The following is a 13,306-nucleotide window of genomic DNA, read 5'->3' on the forward strand; positions in this document are numbered from 1 at the left end:
CTTAGTGCGCCGCATCGTTCCACGACCGGCCGGAGCCGACCGAGACCTCCAGCGGCACCGCCAGTGCACACGCCGCGCCCATCTCCTTGCGCACCAGCGCTTCCACCGCCTCGTGCTCCCCCTCGGCCACCTCGAGCACCAGTTCGTCGTGGACCTGCAGCAGCAGCCTGGTGCCCAGGCCCTCCTGCCGCAGTGCCCGGTGCACGTTGAGCATCGCCACCTTGATGATGTCGGCGGCACTGCCCTGGATCGGGGCGTTGAGCGCCATCCGCTCGGCCATCTCGCGGCGCTGGCGGTTGTCGCTGTTGAGGTCGGGCAGGTAACGGCGGCGGCCGAAGATGGTTTCGGTGTAACCGACCTTCCCGGCCTCCACCACCACACTCTGCAGGTAGTCGCGGACCCCGCCGAAGCGGGCGAAGTAGTCGTCCATCAGCGTCTTGGCCTCCTCGGTGGAGATCCGCAGCTGCTGGGACAGCCCGTAGGCGGAAAGGCCGTAGGCCAGCCCGTAGTTCATCGCCTTGATCTTCGCCCGCTGCGCCCCGGTGACCTCCCCGGGCTCGACCGCGAACACCTTCGCCGCGGTGGCCGCGTGGAAGTCGAACCCGGACTGGAAGGCCTCGATCAGGGCCTCGTCCCCGGACAGGTGCGCCATGATCCGCATCTCGATCTGGCTGTAGTCCGCCGTCATCAGCTCGGCGTAACCGGTGCCCACCACGAAGGCGTCCCGGATCCGGCGGCCCTCCTCGGTGCGGATCGGGATGTTCTGCAGGTTCGGGTCCACGGAGGACAACCGGCCGGTGGCGGCGATGGTCTGGTGCAGAGTGGTGTGGATCCGGCCGTCGTCGGCGATCGCCTTGATCAGACCCTCCACAGTGGAGCGCAGACGGCTGGCGTCGCGGTGCTCCAGCAGGTGCTGCAGGAACGGGTGCTCGGTCTTCTCGAACAGCGTCTGCAGGGCGTCGGCGTCGGTGGTGTAGCCGGTCTTGGTGCGCTTGGTCTTCGGCATGGCGAGCTCGTCGAACAGCACCACCTGCAGCTGCTTCGGCGAGCCGAGGTTGATCTGCTTGCCGATGACCTGGAAAGCGTTCTCTTCGGCCTGCCGCACGCGGGCCGCGTAGTGCGACTCCAGTTCGGTGAGCTGCTCGATGTCGACGGCCACCCCGGCTGCTTCGAGCTCGGTGATCACCTCGAGCAGGGGCAGCTCGATCTCCTCGAGCAGGCGGGTGCCACCGATCTTGCCGAGCTCGGCGGTGAGCGAACCGGCGAGTTCGGCCACCGCACGGGCGCGGACGAGCTCGGACTGCACGAGCTTCTGGTCCCCGTCCCCGGCGTCGAGCAGCGACAGCTGACCGTCGCCCTCGGCGCCATCGGAACGCAGCTCACGCTGCAGGTAGCGCAGCACGAGGTCGTCCAGTTCGAACGACCGCTGGCCGGGGCGCACCAGGTAGGCCGCCAGCGCGGTGTCCATGGCCAGCCCGGCGAAGGACCAGCCGCGCAGGAGCACCGCGTGCAGCGCGGGCTTCAGCGCGTGCCCGGCCTTGGCTACCTGCGGGTCGGCCAGCCAGGCCGCGAGCGCCTTCTCGTCCGCCTCGTCCATCGTGGACGGATCGAGGTAGGCGCCCTGTCCGTCCGGGGCGGCCAGCGCGATCGAACGCACGTCCGCGGCCACCGACGAGCCCGTGGTGCGGAAGGACAGGCCGAACGGCCTGCCGCTTTCGCTGTGCTCGGCCAGCCACGCGGTCAGCCCGCCGGTGGGCACCGCGTCACCGGAGACCTCGAAGCCCTCCTCGGCCTCGGGCTCGGCGCTCTGCAGCGTCGCGAACAGGCGATCCCGCAGGACGCGGAACTCCAGCTCGTCGAACAGCCGGTGCACGGCGTCCCGGTCCCACGGGCGCAGCGCCAGATCGTCCGGCACGGCCTCCAGCGGCACGTCGCGCACCAGTTCGGTCAGGTGCCGGTTGAGCAGCACCGCGTCCACATGGGCCCGCAGCGCGTCACCGACCTTGCCCTTGACCTCGTCGACCCGGTCGATGAGGGTGGCCAGCGAGCCGAACTGCTGGATCCACTTCGTCGCGGTCTTCTCCCCCACCCCGGGAATGCCGGGCAGGTTGTCCGAGGGGTCGCCGCGCAGGGCCGCGAAATCCGGGTACTGCTCGGGGCTCAGGCCGTACTTCTCCGCCACCGCGGCCGGGTCGTAGCGGACCAGGTCGGACACGCCCTTGCGCGGGTACAGCACGGTGACCGAATCGTTGACCAGCTGCAGGGCGTCCCGGTCGCCGGTGCAGATGAGGACCCGGTAGTCCTCGGCCACCGCCTGCGTGGCGAGCGTGGCGATGATGTCGTCGGCCTCGTAGCCCTCCTTGACCAGCACCGGGATGCCGAGCACCCCCAGCACCTCCTTGACCAGGTCGACCTGGCCCTTGAAGTCGTCCGGAGTAGCCGAGCGGGTGGCCTTGTAGTCGGCGTAGGTCTCGGAGCGGAAGGTCTGGCGCGACACGTCGAAGGCCACCGCGAGATGGGTGGGCTGCTCGTCGCGCAGCAGGTTGATCAGCATCGAGGTGAACCCGAAGACCGCGTTGGTGACCTGCCCGGTCGAGGTACGGAACCGGTCCGCGGGGACGGCGAAGAAGGCGCGGTAGGCCATCGAATGGCCGTCGATCAGCAGCAGCCGCGCCTGCTCGGCGGTGGCCAAGGTCGCTGTGGCGTTCGCTACGGATTGGTTCTCGCTGGGGCTCACGACAGCGAGTCTAGGGTGAGGGTCTGACAGCTTTGCCTGTCGTATCGGATTAGGAGCCATGCGTGACCGAACACGTGTCAGAAGAGGTCCTCGCCCAGTTCGCGGGGATCGACCTGGCTGCCGCTGACCAGCAGCTCGACGCCAAGATCGGCCTCACACTCGTCGAGGCGAGCGCCGAGCGGGTGGTCGCCACGATGCCGGTGGACGGCAACCGCCAGCCCTACGGTCTGCTGCACGGCGGCGCCAACGCGGTGCTGGCCGAATCGCTCGGCTCCATGCTGGCCGCGCTCAACGCGGGCCCCGACAAGATCACCCTGGGCTTCGAACTGTCCTGCACCCACCACCGCGGTGTGCGCGAGGGGATGGTCACCGGTACCGCCGTCCCGGTGCACGTCGGCCGCGGCACCATCACCGCCGAGATCGTCCTGACCGACGACGCGGGCCGCCGCACCTGCACCGCACGCCTGAGCTGCATCGTCCGCGACCGCCCGCGCGCCTGAACCGCGGGGCTGCGCTTTCCCGCGGAGCCCCTCACGGTCGATACGGCCAGGGTCCCGGCAAAATCCGGTCGGCTCGGCGGTGCGCGGCGCCCCTTCCGCCGGGCGAGTCCCACCCTCCGGCGCTTGTGTCCCACGCTGGTGCGCCCGTGTCCCACACTCAGCCGGGTGAGTCCCAGGCTGGGGCCGGGGCGCGATGCCCTGAAGGTCGCCTTCAGAGTCATAAACGCCCTCAAGGCCACCTTGAGGGCACACCCCACGAACAGGGCCGTGAGGGGGATCCCTCACGGCCCTGTTCGTGTCCGGGGCGGGGTCAGGCGACGCCCAGGTAGGCCTCCTTGACGGAGGTGTCGGCGAGCAGTTCACGGCCGGTGCCGGTCCGGGTGATCCGGCCCGTTTCGAGCACGTAGGCGCGGTGGGCGCGGGAGAGCGCCTGCTGCGCGTTCTGCTCGACCAGCAGCACCGTGGTGCCCTGCCGGTTGATCTCGGTGATGATGCGGAAGATCTGCTGGATGAACTGGGGCGCCAGCCCCATCGACGGCTCGTCCAGCAGCAGCAGCTTCGGCTTGGCCATCAGTGCCCGCCCGATCGCCAGCATCTGCTGCTCCCCGCCCGACAGCGTCCCGCCCGCCTGCGTGCGACGTTCCAGCAGGCGCGGGAACAGCTCGAAGACCCGGTCCAGGTCCTCCTGCAGGTTCTTGCGGTCCTTACGGGCGTAGGCGCCCATGTCGAGGTTCTCCGCGACCGTCATGCCCGGGAACACCCCGCGGCCCTCCGGCACCTGGGAGATGCCCCGCACCACCCGCAGGTCGCCCCGCAGGCGCGTGATGTCCTCGCCGTCGAAGACGACCCGGCCCGCCGAGACCGGCCGGATGCCGGAGATCGCCCGCATCGTGGTCGACTTCCCGGCACCGTTGGCGCCGATCAGGGCGACGATCTCGCCCTCCTCGACCGTGATCGACAGCTCCGACACCGCCTGGATCCGGCCGTAGTGCACGGAAACCCCGGCAAGCTCAAGCAGCGTCATCGTCAGGCACTCCCAAGTAGGCCGCGATCACCGCGGGGTTCTCCCGGATCTCGGCGGGCAGCCCGTCGGCGATCTTCTTCCCGAACTCCAGCACCACGATGCGGTCGGTGACCCCCATGACCAGTTTCATGTCATGTTCGATCAGCAGCACCGTGTAGCCGTCGGCGCGGATCTTGCGGATCAGCGCCATGAGCTCTTCCTTTTCCGCCGGGTTGAAACCGGCGGCGGGCTCGTCCAGGCACAGCAGTTTCGGCTCGGTGGCCAGCGCCCGCGCGATCTCCAGGCGCCGCTGGTAGCCGTAGGGCAGGTTCTTCGCCTTGTCCGCGGCCCGGTCGGCGATGCCCACGAACTCCAGCAGCGCCATCGCGCGCTCCACCGCCTGGCGTTCCTCTTGGTGGTGCCGGGGCAGGCGCAGGAGTGCGCCGATGACGCTCGTCTTGTGCCGGGCGTCCGCGCCCACGACCACGTTCTCCAGCGCCGTCATCTCGTCGAACAGACGGATGTTCTGGAAGGTCCGCGCCACCCCGAGCTGGGTGATCTTGTGCCGCGAGGCCTTGGCCAGCGGCTTGCCCTCCAGCAGCACCTGCCCCGAGGTGGGCCGGTACACGCCGGTCATCGCGTTGAAGCAGGTGGTCTTCCCGGCACCGTTGGGCCCGATCAGCCCGAGGATCTCGCCGCGGCGGATGCCGAAGGAAACCCCGTCCAGTGCGGTCAGGCCGCCGAAGCGCAGGGTCACGTCCCGCATCTCCAGCAGCGTCTCGCCGACCTCGACCTCGATCTCGCGATCGGGCGCGACCACCTCGGCGACCTCGGCCTCGTGCTCGGCACGCTGCTCCGGGGTCATGTGCGCGACCTCGGCGACGATGCCGCCTTCCTCGTTGAGTTCCGTCATTCCTGGACCCCCGTCGGCTCGGGCTCGGGCGCGAGGGCGCTCTCTCCGCTGACCTGGTCACCGCGCCCGAGCAGGCGCCGGTAGGCCATGCGCCCCTTGGCCAGCAGGTGCTGGCGGGCGCCGAGCAGGCCCTGCGGGCGGAAGATCATCAGGATGATCAGCGCGACGCCGAAGATCAGGTATTTCCACTCGGCGATCTGCGAGAACCGCGCCGGCAGGTAGGACACCACGGCCGCGCCGAGCATTACGCCGGCCTTGTTGCCCGCGCCGCCGAGGACCACGGCGGCGAGGAACAGCATCGAGGTGACCACGTCGAAGGACTGGTTGTTGACGAACGCGTAGGTGCCCGCGTAGATGCCTCCGGACAGCCCGCCGATCGCGGCGCCGATGACGAACGCCCAGATCTTGAACTTGTAGGTGGCCACGCCCATGATCTCGGCGACATCCTCGTCCTCGCGGATGGCCACCCAGGCGCGCCCGACGCGGGATCGTTCCAGGTTCCCGACCAGCAGCAGCACCGCGATGATGACGGTGACCGTGAACCAGTACCACTGCGTCGCATCGGCGAAGAACGGCTGGCCTGCCGCGTTGGTGCCGACCCGTTCGAAACCGGACTGGCCGCGCAGCGGGGTGACGTTGTCGGCCAGCAGCCGGATGATCTCACCGAAGCCGAGGGTGACGATGGCGAGGTAGTCACCGCGCAGGCGCAGCGTCGGCGTGCCCAGGATGATGCCGAAGATCATCGTGACCGCCATCGCCAGCGGCAGCGTCCACAGGAACGGCAGCCTGTGCAGCGAGGAGTTCGGGCTGGTGAACAACGCCGTCACGTACGCGCCGACAGCGAAGAACCCGACATAGCCCAGGTCGAGCAGACCGGCCTGGCCGACCACCACGTTCAGGCCGACCGCGACCAGCGCGAAGCGCGCGACGTCGAACATCGCGGTCGGGAAGTCGGTACCAGGAGCGGTGGAGATCAACGGCGGGTTGAGCACCGGCAGCGCGTAGATCAGCACCGCGATCGGGATCAGCACCGCCCACTGCGCCGGACGGGAGAGATTGCTCCACCATTCACGGATGTTGGTCATACTCGTGCCTTCCCGAGCGACTCGCCGAGGAGACCGGTCGGCCGGAACATCAGCACGACGACCAGCACCACGAAGGCGACGACGTCCTTCCATTCCCCGCCGAACAGGGACTGGCCGTAGTTCTCCACCAGGCCGAGCACCAGCCCGCCCAGCAGGGCGCCGCGCAGGTTGCCGATGCCGCCGAGCACGGCCGCGGTGAACGCCTTGATGCCGAGCACGAAACCGCCGTTGTAGATGGCGCCCTGCGGGATCTTCATCATGTAGAACAGCGCCGCCGCACCGGCCAGCAGGCCACCGGCGAGGAACGTCACCACGATGACCCGTTCCTTGTTCACGCCCATCAGGGTGGCCGTGTCCGGATCCTGCGCCACCGCGCGGATGCCGCGGCCCAGGCGGGTCCGGTTGACGAAGTAGTCCGCGACGAACCACAGGAGGATGGCCGCGACGAACAGGATGATCTGGATGTTCGTCACCGCGGCCCCGAAGATTTCGAACATCTTCTGCGGCTGGAGGAGCCGGATCTGCGGCTGCTGGTTCTTGCCGAAGATCAGCATCAGCGCCTGCTGGATGGCGAACGAGGCGCCGATCGCGGTGATCAGGAAGACCAGGCGGGGGGCGTTGCGGTCCCGCAGCGGCTTGTAGGCCACTCGTTCCAGGAGCACCGCGACCCCGCCGGAAGCGGCCATCGAGGCGATACCCGCTATCGCGAGGAAAAGGATGATCTCCACCAGCGACAGGTCCGGTGTGGCACCGGAACGGAAACCGAGCAGGTAGAAGGTGCCCCAGGTGGCGAAGGCGCCCACCACGAACACTTCGGAATGGGCGAAGTTGATCAGTTTGAGCACACCGTAGACGAGGGTGTAGCCCAGCGCGATCAACGCGTAGATACCGCCTTGGGCGAGGCCGTCGACGGTGTTGTTCCAGAACTGCTGGCCCAGGCCGTGGACATCGAATTGGATCCAGCTGTCGGCCTGCACCAGGGAAGTGGTCAGCACGGGGTTCAAGGGTTCACTCTATTCCCGGGTACGGAGCGGGCATGCATGCGGCGATCGGCCGCATGCATGCCCGGGACGGTCAGGAGGCTCAGCTGATCTGGCCGTTGTTCACGATCTTGCCGTTTTCGACTTTGTAGCTCCACACGGGCGTGTCGGACAGCTCGCCCTTGTCGTTCCAGTGGAACTTCTTGGTCAGGCCCTGGCCGTTGTAGTTCTTGACGAAGTTGAGCAGGCCGGCCCGGTCCTTGATGCCGGAGTCGATGCCCTTCAGCATGACCGTGGTGACGTCGTAGCCCTCGGGCGAGTAGGTGCCCGGGTCCGCGCCCTCGATCTGCTTGAAGGCGGCCGTGAAGTCCTTGAAGTTGTCCTCAGGGACGCACGGGCAGGTGAAGTAGGCGTTGGCCGAGGCCGAGCCCGCACCCTTGATGAACTCGTTGTCCTTGACGCCGTCCGGTCCGACGAACTTCGCGGTCACGCCCTTGTCGCTGAGCTGCTGGGCGAACGGGCCCGCCTCGGGGTAGTAGCCCGCGTAGAAGATCGCGTCGACGCCGGCCGAGGAGATCTTGTTGACCACCGCGGAGAAGTCGGTCTGGCCGGTCTTGACCTTGTCGCTGCAGGTGGCCTTGGCGCCCAGCGCCTGGGTCACCTGGCTGGCCAGGCCCATGCCGTAGTCGGAGTCGTCCTCGACCACGCAGACCTTGCCCGCCTTGAGCGTGTCGGTCAGGAACTTCGCGGCGGCGGGACCCTGCACGGCGTCGTTGCCCATGCCGCGGAAGAAGGTCTTCCAGCCGTTGTTGGCCAGGCCCGGGTTCGTGGCCGACGGCGAGATGCTGACCAGGCCGGCCTGGTTGAACAGGTTGCCCGCGGCCTTCGACTCGCCCGAGAAGGGCAGGCCCACGACGCCGATGATGTCCGCCTCGGCGATGACCTGGGTGACGATGCCGGGGGCCTTGTCGGGCTTGCCCTCGGTGTCGAACTGCTTGAGCGTCACCTGGCAGTTCGGGTTGGCCTTGTTGTGCTGCTTGACGGCAAGATCAGCACCCCGAAGGATGTTCTGCCCCAGTGCGGCGCTCGCACCGTTGATGGTGCCCGCGTACGCCAGCGACACGCCGGAACAGACGGCCTTGCCGTCGCCCGCGGGGTTGGCCGCGTCGGCGGCCTGCGAGGGCGCCGCCGCCGAGCCGGTGTTGGTACCCGACGAGCTTCCCTGGTCACGCGCCGCGCATGCGCCCAGCGCAAGCGAGGCCGCCGCGGCCAGCGCGATGACTCCGGTGAGCCGTGCTCTTGACACTCGTTCCTCCCAATGCCGGTGTGGCCGCGGGGTTGGCGGCCCTCCCCCTTTTCGGGGGACCTGACTTGGCCGCTGACCGTAGCGTTCCGACAGAGGGCTGCCCAGCGTCACCCCAGGGTTGTTTCCACATCGTGACGGTGGCACCTATTGTTCATTCACGATTTACACCCGACTGTTGGAATACAACAGCCGGGTGGTAGCAATCAGTGACTTCCGCTCGTCCGAGCGAGTTATGGATCAGCGCTGGCCGATGCTTTCCACCACCGCCTGCGCGACGGCCTTCATGGTGGTGCGCCGGTCCATGGCGGTGCGCTGGATCCAGCGGAACGCGTCCGGCTCGGACAGCCCCTGGTGGGTCATCAGCAGGCCCTTGGCCCGGTCGATGACCTTGCGGGTCTCCAGGCGGTCGGTCAGGCCGGCCACCTCCGCCTCCAGCGCCTGCAGCTCGGCGAACCGGCTGATCGCCAGCTCGATGGCCGGGACCAGGTCACGCTTGGCGAACGGCTTGACCAGGTAGGCCATGGTGCCGGCGTCGCGGGCGCGTTCGACAAGGTCGCGCTGACTGAAGGCGGTGAGTATGACAACGGGTGCGATACGGTCGCCGGTGATCTTCGCCGCCGCCTCGATGCCGTCCAGCTTGGGCATCTTGACGTCCAGGATCACCAGGTCCGGTTTGAGTTCGGCAGCGAGCTTGATGGCCTCTTCGCCGTCGCCTGCCTCGCCCACCACCTGGTATCCCTCTTCGCGCAACATCTCGACGAGGTCAAGCCGGATCAGTGCTTCGTCTTCGGCGACGAGCACCCGACGCTGCGGCTCGGTGGCGACACCGTTGGCCTCGGCAGCCACTTCGGTCACCGGGGTCCTCCTGCGTGCTCGACGGAATGGGAATTCGCGGCGTTTCGCCGCGATCCGAGCCTACCCGGAACGATCCAGTTCGTGAGATGGCGTTCACCACGTGGTGTAAACCGTCCATCCGGTGTAAACCTTCGTCACGCAGGGCTACCCCCGGTGCCCGGCCCGCATGCCCGTGCGCGTAGAGTCTGCCCCCAGCGCCCCCGTAGCCCAACTGGCAGAGGCAACGGATTCAAAACCCGTCCAGTGTGAGTTCGAATCTCACCGGGGGCACACGCAGCAATCACACTAGCGTTGACCTGCGGTTTCGCCGGAGTCCCCGATCATCGGCGGTGGCCGTCGATGGCGCCTGCGCGTCGTGGTGATCGAGTTCGGCGAGCGCGTTGTATCGCTCCCTCAGCCCCTGAGTGCGGGGATCGGCTGGGTCGGCATTCTCAGCCTGACCGAGCAGGTTGCTCTGCTTACGCATCAGGTCGGCGGCATGCTTCTGCAGGCGCACGCGACGCTCGGCACGTCCCGACGTTGACGGTTGTCGACTTGCTCCGGGTGCGGCGGCGCGGTGCCGCGCGCACTCATACTCATCGCCCGATCCGCGGGCAACGGCGAAAATCAGCAAAGAAATCCCTCGGCTCAGCCCGCGAGGACCCGCGGCCCTCGACGTCGCCCCCCTGCTCATGTTTCCCCCGCTGACGCATCTCAGCAGGTCGGAACCCTTTTTTATCGCTTCTTTTCGTGGTTGGAAGCGCTGTTGAAGCGCTTGTGTCACGGTCGTGATGCGGGCGTGAGGCGGTTTCGATGCACCCTGCGTGGCGTCCTGGTGGCCCACCATCCGCTCAATGTCAGGAGCGCACATTTATCTTGGCCGGAAAACGACGGGAAGGACCATGTTATCTTTGTCCGGCGCAATCCGAATTTCGTGACCGACCCTTCGCGTGAATACATCGGCACCTTTGCAGGTGAGCGTGAAAGATGTCATTAAATTGGACATGAACGTCGCCATGTTCGCGATTGGGCTCGCGGCAACGCGAGCGGGTGGCGGTCGGAACTCGTGCGTGCCTTCGGTGAACGGGTTTTCCTGGAGGCGGAACTTTTCGACTTTGCCGGTGGGTGTCACGGGCAGCGCTGGGAGGATTTCGACCCCGCTGATCAAGGACTCGCCCGACCCTCACTCCCCGGCGGTCAACCCTTGCAGTGGGCCGGAGGCCAGGACTCTGGTGACGAAGTTCGCCAAACGTGTCCTCATTCTTTCCCGCGGAACGCGCTCTTCGCCGGCCAGGTGCTCGACGAGGTCGGCTCGTGTGGCGGCGAGAAGGGCGTGGGCGGTGAAGTCGCTGTCGGTCAGGCCGGGGATCTGCTCCAGTACGGCTCGGAGCAGGCTGTGCCACCGCTCGTAGTGCTCCGCCCGGTACGGGCTGCTGCTGGCCCCGCCTTCCTCCAGGGCCAGCGCGAGGCGCCGGTTGTCGAGTTTGAAGCACAGGACGGCATCGAGCAGGGCGGGTACGCGATCCCGCGGTGGGGTCGCGGGCCCCAGGGGTGGCGGGCCGGTCTCGATGGCCTTCCTGATCGGTTCGAGCCGTGCCTCGTACAGCGCGCGGAGCAACCCGGCGCGATCGCCGAAGGCCCGGAAGAGCGTGCCCTTGCCGACGCCGGCCGCAGCCGCGACGTCGGCCATGGTGACGTCCTCGGGACTCTCGCGGCGGGTGAAGAGTGCGTCGGCGGCCGCGAGCACGGCCTCCCGGTTGCGGATGGCGTCCTTGCGAGACGACTGGCGTTCGGGCATGCCGCTCCTTCACTTGCAAAACGGACCCCGGGTCCGTATCGTCGAAACGGACCCAGGGTCCGGCTTCTCTGATTTGGAGGATACCCATGTCCGCACCGACCGCCCCGGCGGATCTGTACCGCCACAGCCTGCGACTGCTGCTCGACAAGGACATTCCCGCGTGGGTCGCCCTGTGGGCCGAGGACGGAGTTGCAGAGTTCCCCTTCGCCCCCGACGGCTGGCCCCGGCGTCTGGAGGGCAAGGAGGCCATCTCCGCCTACATGCGCCACTACCCCGACCACATCGACCTGCACGACTTCCCCGACCTGCGGATCCACCAGACCACCGATCCACAGACCATCGTGGTCGAGATGCGCGGCGTCGGCCGCCTGGTGGAGAGCGGCGCTCCCTTCGACATGACCTACATCGCCGTCGTGACCGTTCGAGACGGACACATCACCTCCTACCGCGACTACTGGAACCCCCTCACCGTCCAGCAGCCCGGCACCGACTTCACCGGGAGCAGCCGATGACCACCACCGGCACCACACTGGTCATCGGCGCCACCGGCACCACCGGAAGCCGCACCGCCGCACAGCTGACGGCCGCGGGTCAGCGCGTCAAAGCCGCCAGCCGCCGGGCCACCCCGGTCGCCGGCACCGAGCCGGTCCCCTTCGACTGGTACGACCCCGCCACCCACACGGCCGCCCTCGACGGCGTCGACCGCGTCTACCTCATACCGCCCGTGGGCGACTCCGACCCCGCGACGACCATGCTGCCGTTCCTCTATCAGGCCCGCATTGCCGGCGTGCACCGCGCGGTGCTGCTGAGCTCCTCGGCCATCTCCGAGGGCGGCCCGGCGGTGGGAAGGGTGCATCAAGCCCTGCCCGATCTGTTCGAACAATGGGCGGTACTGCGGCCCTCGTGGTTCATGCAGAACTTCACCGGCGCGCACGCGCACGCTCTCAGCATCCGCGACGAGGGCATCATCTGGTCCGCCACCGAAAGCGGCCGGGTCGGCTTCGTCGACGCCGAGGACATCGCGGCCGTGGCCGTCCGCGCTCTGACCGGCGAGCAAGCCCCCAACACCGATCTCGTCCTCACCGGACCGGAGGCACTCAGCTACGACGACATCGCCGCGATCGTCACCGAGGTCACCGGTCGTCCCGTGGTCCACCGCCGTCTGTGCTACGAGCAGATGCGCGATCGCCTCACGACGCAGATGCCGGTGGAGTTCGCCGCGATACTGGCCGGCCTGGACCGTGCCATCGCTGAAGGGGCGGAGGACCGCATCACCGACACCGTCCAGCGCCTCACCGGTCGGCCCCCGCGCACCTTCCAGGCCCTCCTGGAGAGGGAGGTGCGATGCAGCAGCTGATGTTCCAGGACGATCAGCAGTTCTGGTTCGAGACCCTGCGTAATCTCGGCCTTGCCGTCTACGGTGGTTCGGACGTCGGTGAAGTCGTCGCAACCGCCTCCCAGATCACCTCCGGCGACTATGACGGCTGGCACGACGCCTGGCTGTCCACCGCCAAGCGTCTGGAGGCCGAAGCCCGTGCAAGCCACCCCGTCAGCGCGCGGGACGGGCTGCTGCGGGCCTCCACCTACTACCGGGCGGCCGAGTTCTTCCTGCATGGCAACCCCCACGACCCGCGCATCGACCACGCCTACCAACGCGGTGTCGCCTGCTTCCGTGATGCCATCGCCCACCTCCCGGGTATCACTCCCGTGGAGATCCCCTATGAGGACGCCGTATTGCACGGCTACTTCTATCGGGCGGCAGGCGAGGGCCTGAAGCCGACGCTGGTGATGCACAACGGATTCGACGGCGCCGCCGAAGAGCTGCACTTCTTCGGCGCCGTCGGCGGACAGGAACGCGGCTACCACGTCCTGACCTTCGACGGCCCCGGGCCGCCCGCGGCCATCCACCGGAACGGGCTGGTCTTTCGGCGGGACTGGGAGAACGTCGTCGGCCCCGTCCTGGATTTCCTCACCCAGCACCCGGGCGTCGACCCCGCCCGCATCGCGCTGCTCGGCGTCAGTCTCGGCGGCTACCTGGCGCCTCGCGCGGCAGCCTAGGACGACGGGGAACTGGACCAGATCATCGCCGACGCCCGTGCGCAGAGCCCGACCGTGCGCTGGGCCTGCGACCATGGCCGCTACGTCACGGG

Annotated in this window: 13 protein-coding genes and 1 tRNA gene; 6 read left to right on the forward strand and 8 right to left on the reverse strand. The window is 68.1% G+C overall.

All coding sequences use genetic code 11. From position 1 onward, the window contains the following. Position 1 precedes the first annotated feature (1 nt). Positions 2 to 2,737 (reverse strand): DNA polymerase I, encoded by a 2,736-nt coding sequence (gene polA, locus ORV05_RS20530; RefSeq protein ID WP_268441338.1) that lies wholly within the window; start codon positions 2,735 to 2,737, stop codon positions 2 to 4. A gap of 62 nt (positions 2,738 to 2,799) precedes the next feature. Here polA and ORV05_RS20535 point away from each other — a divergent pair, with 62 nt between their 5' ends. Beyond that, entirely contained in the window at positions 2,800 to 3,237 is a 438-nt protein-coding gene (locus tag ORV05_RS20535) for a hotdog fold thioesterase (RefSeq protein WP_144591530.1), read from the forward strand. Positions 3,238 to 3,547: 310 nt separating this feature from the next. Here the strand turns inward: ORV05_RS20535 and ORV05_RS20540 are convergent, their stop codons facing one another. The 6 genes from ORV05_RS20540 to ORV05_RS20565 form a co-directional block, all read right to left on the reverse strand. Next, entirely contained in the window at positions 3,548 to 4,261 is a 714-nt protein-coding gene (locus ORV05_RS20540; RefSeq protein ID WP_268441340.1) for an ABC transporter ATP-binding protein, read from the reverse strand. Next, the gene (locus ORV05_RS20545) at positions 4,248 to 5,153 is read right to left on the reverse strand and encodes an ABC transporter ATP-binding protein (protein ID WP_268441342.1); all 906 of its coding nucleotides are present in this window, start codon (positions 5,151 to 5,153) and stop codon (positions 4,248 to 4,250) included. Before ORV05_RS20545 ends, ORV05_RS20540 begins: the two co-directional genes overlap by 14 nt. Next, positions 5,150 to 6,238, reverse strand: a complete 1,089-nt coding sequence (locus ORV05_RS20550; RefSeq protein ID WP_268441345.1) for a branched-chain amino acid ABC transporter permease — start codon at positions 6,236 to 6,238, stop codon at positions 5,150 to 5,152. The genes ORV05_RS20545 and ORV05_RS20550 overlap by 4 nt, the downstream gene beginning before the upstream one ends. Then, complete coding sequence (locus tag ORV05_RS20555) at positions 6,235 to 7,233, reverse strand: branched-chain amino acid ABC transporter permease (protein WP_407652789.1); 999 nt, start codon at positions 7,231 to 7,233, stop codon at positions 6,235 to 6,237. The genes ORV05_RS20550 and ORV05_RS20555 overlap by 4 nt, the downstream gene beginning before the upstream one ends. Positions 7,234 to 7,321: 88 nt before the next feature. Then, complete coding sequence (locus tag ORV05_RS20560) at positions 7,322 to 8,524, reverse strand: branched-chain amino acid ABC transporter substrate-binding protein (RefSeq protein ID WP_268441349.1); 1,203 nt, start codon at positions 8,522 to 8,524, stop codon at positions 7,322 to 7,324. 237 nt (positions 8,525 to 8,761) lie between these two features. Next, on the reverse strand, positions 8,762 to 9,379 hold the full coding sequence (locus tag ORV05_RS20565; RefSeq protein WP_268441351.1) for an ANTAR domain-containing response regulator: 618 nt from the start codon (positions 9,377 to 9,379) through the stop codon (positions 8,762 to 8,764). A 196-nt stretch (positions 9,380 to 9,575) separates the two neighbouring features. On the opposite strand from ORV05_RS20565, the gene ORV05_RS20570 reads away from it, so the two are divergent. After that, positions 9,576 to 9,649 (forward strand) — tRNA-Leu (locus tag ORV05_RS20570). Between the two features lie 85 nt (positions 9,650 to 9,734). Continuing rightward, positions 9,735 to 9,902 (forward strand): hypothetical protein, encoded by a 168-nt coding sequence (locus tag ORV05_RS20575; RefSeq protein WP_268441352.1) that lies wholly within the window; start codon positions 9,735 to 9,737, stop codon positions 9,900 to 9,902. Positions 9,903 to 10,541: 639 nt separating this feature from the next. On the opposite strand, the gene ORV05_RS20580 is transcribed toward ORV05_RS20575, so the two are convergent. Beyond that, positions 10,542 to 11,156, reverse strand: a complete 615-nt coding sequence (locus ORV05_RS20580; protein ID WP_268441354.1) for a TetR/AcrR family transcriptional regulator — start codon at positions 11,154 to 11,156, stop codon at positions 10,542 to 10,544. An 86-nt stretch (positions 11,157 to 11,242) separates the two neighbouring features. On the opposite strand from ORV05_RS20580, the gene ORV05_RS20585 reads away from it, so the two are divergent. From ORV05_RS20585 to ORV05_RS20595, 3 genes are read left to right on the forward strand one after another with little or no spacing between them, the layout of a single operon-like run. After that, positions 11,243 to 11,668 (forward strand): nuclear transport factor 2 family protein, encoded by a 426-nt coding sequence (locus ORV05_RS20585; protein ID WP_268441357.1) that lies wholly within the window; start codon positions 11,243 to 11,245, stop codon positions 11,666 to 11,668. Then, positions 11,665 to 12,513, forward strand: a complete 849-nt coding sequence (locus ORV05_RS20590) for an NmrA family NAD(P)-binding protein (RefSeq protein ID WP_268441360.1) — start codon at positions 11,665 to 11,667, stop codon at positions 12,511 to 12,513. The genes ORV05_RS20585 and ORV05_RS20590 overlap by 4 nt, the downstream gene beginning before the upstream one ends. After that, on the forward strand, positions 12,501 to 13,214 hold the full coding sequence (locus ORV05_RS20595; protein ID WP_268441362.1) for an alpha/beta hydrolase family protein: 714 nt from the start codon (positions 12,501 to 12,503) through the stop codon (positions 13,212 to 13,214). The genes ORV05_RS20590 and ORV05_RS20595 overlap by 13 nt, the downstream gene beginning before the upstream one ends. The last annotated feature ends 92 nt before the right edge of the window (positions 13,215 to 13,306 follow it).

The organism is Amycolatopsis cynarae, from assembly GCF_026802195.1.
Lineage (GTDB): Bacteria > Actinomycetota > Actinomycetes > Mycobacteriales > Pseudonocardiaceae > Amycolatopsis_E > Amycolatopsis_E rhizosphaerae.

Excerpts from the sequence above, each read along its gene's own strand:
- ORV05_RS20540 (WP_268441340.1), bottom strand. The coding sequence starts at position 4,261 with ATGACGCTGCTTGAGCTTGCCGGGGTTTCCGTGCACTACGGCCGGATC.
- ORV05_RS20545 (WP_268441342.1), bottom strand. The coding sequence starts at position 5,153 with ATGACGGAACTCAACGAGGAAGGCGGCATCGTCGCCGAGGTCGCGCAC.
- ORV05_RS20550 (WP_268441345.1), bottom strand. The coding sequence starts at position 6,238 with ATGACCAACATCCGTGAATGGTGGAGCAATCTCTCCCGTCCGGCGCAG.
- ORV05_RS20580 (WP_268441354.1), bottom strand. The coding sequence starts at position 11,156 with ATGCCCGAACGCCAGTCGTCTCGCAAGGACGCCATCCGCAACCGGGAG.
- ORV05_RS20585 (WP_268441357.1), top strand. The coding sequence starts at position 11,243 with ATGTCCGCACCGACCGCCCCGGCGGATCTGTACCGCCACAGCCTGCGA.
- ORV05_RS20590 (WP_268441360.1), top strand. The coding sequence starts at position 11,665 with ATGACCACCACCGGCACCACACTGGTCATCGGCGCCACCGGCACCACC.
- ORV05_RS20595 (WP_268441362.1), top strand. The coding sequence starts at position 12,501 with ATGCAGCAGCTGATGTTCCAGGACGATCAGCAGTTCTGGTTCGAGACC.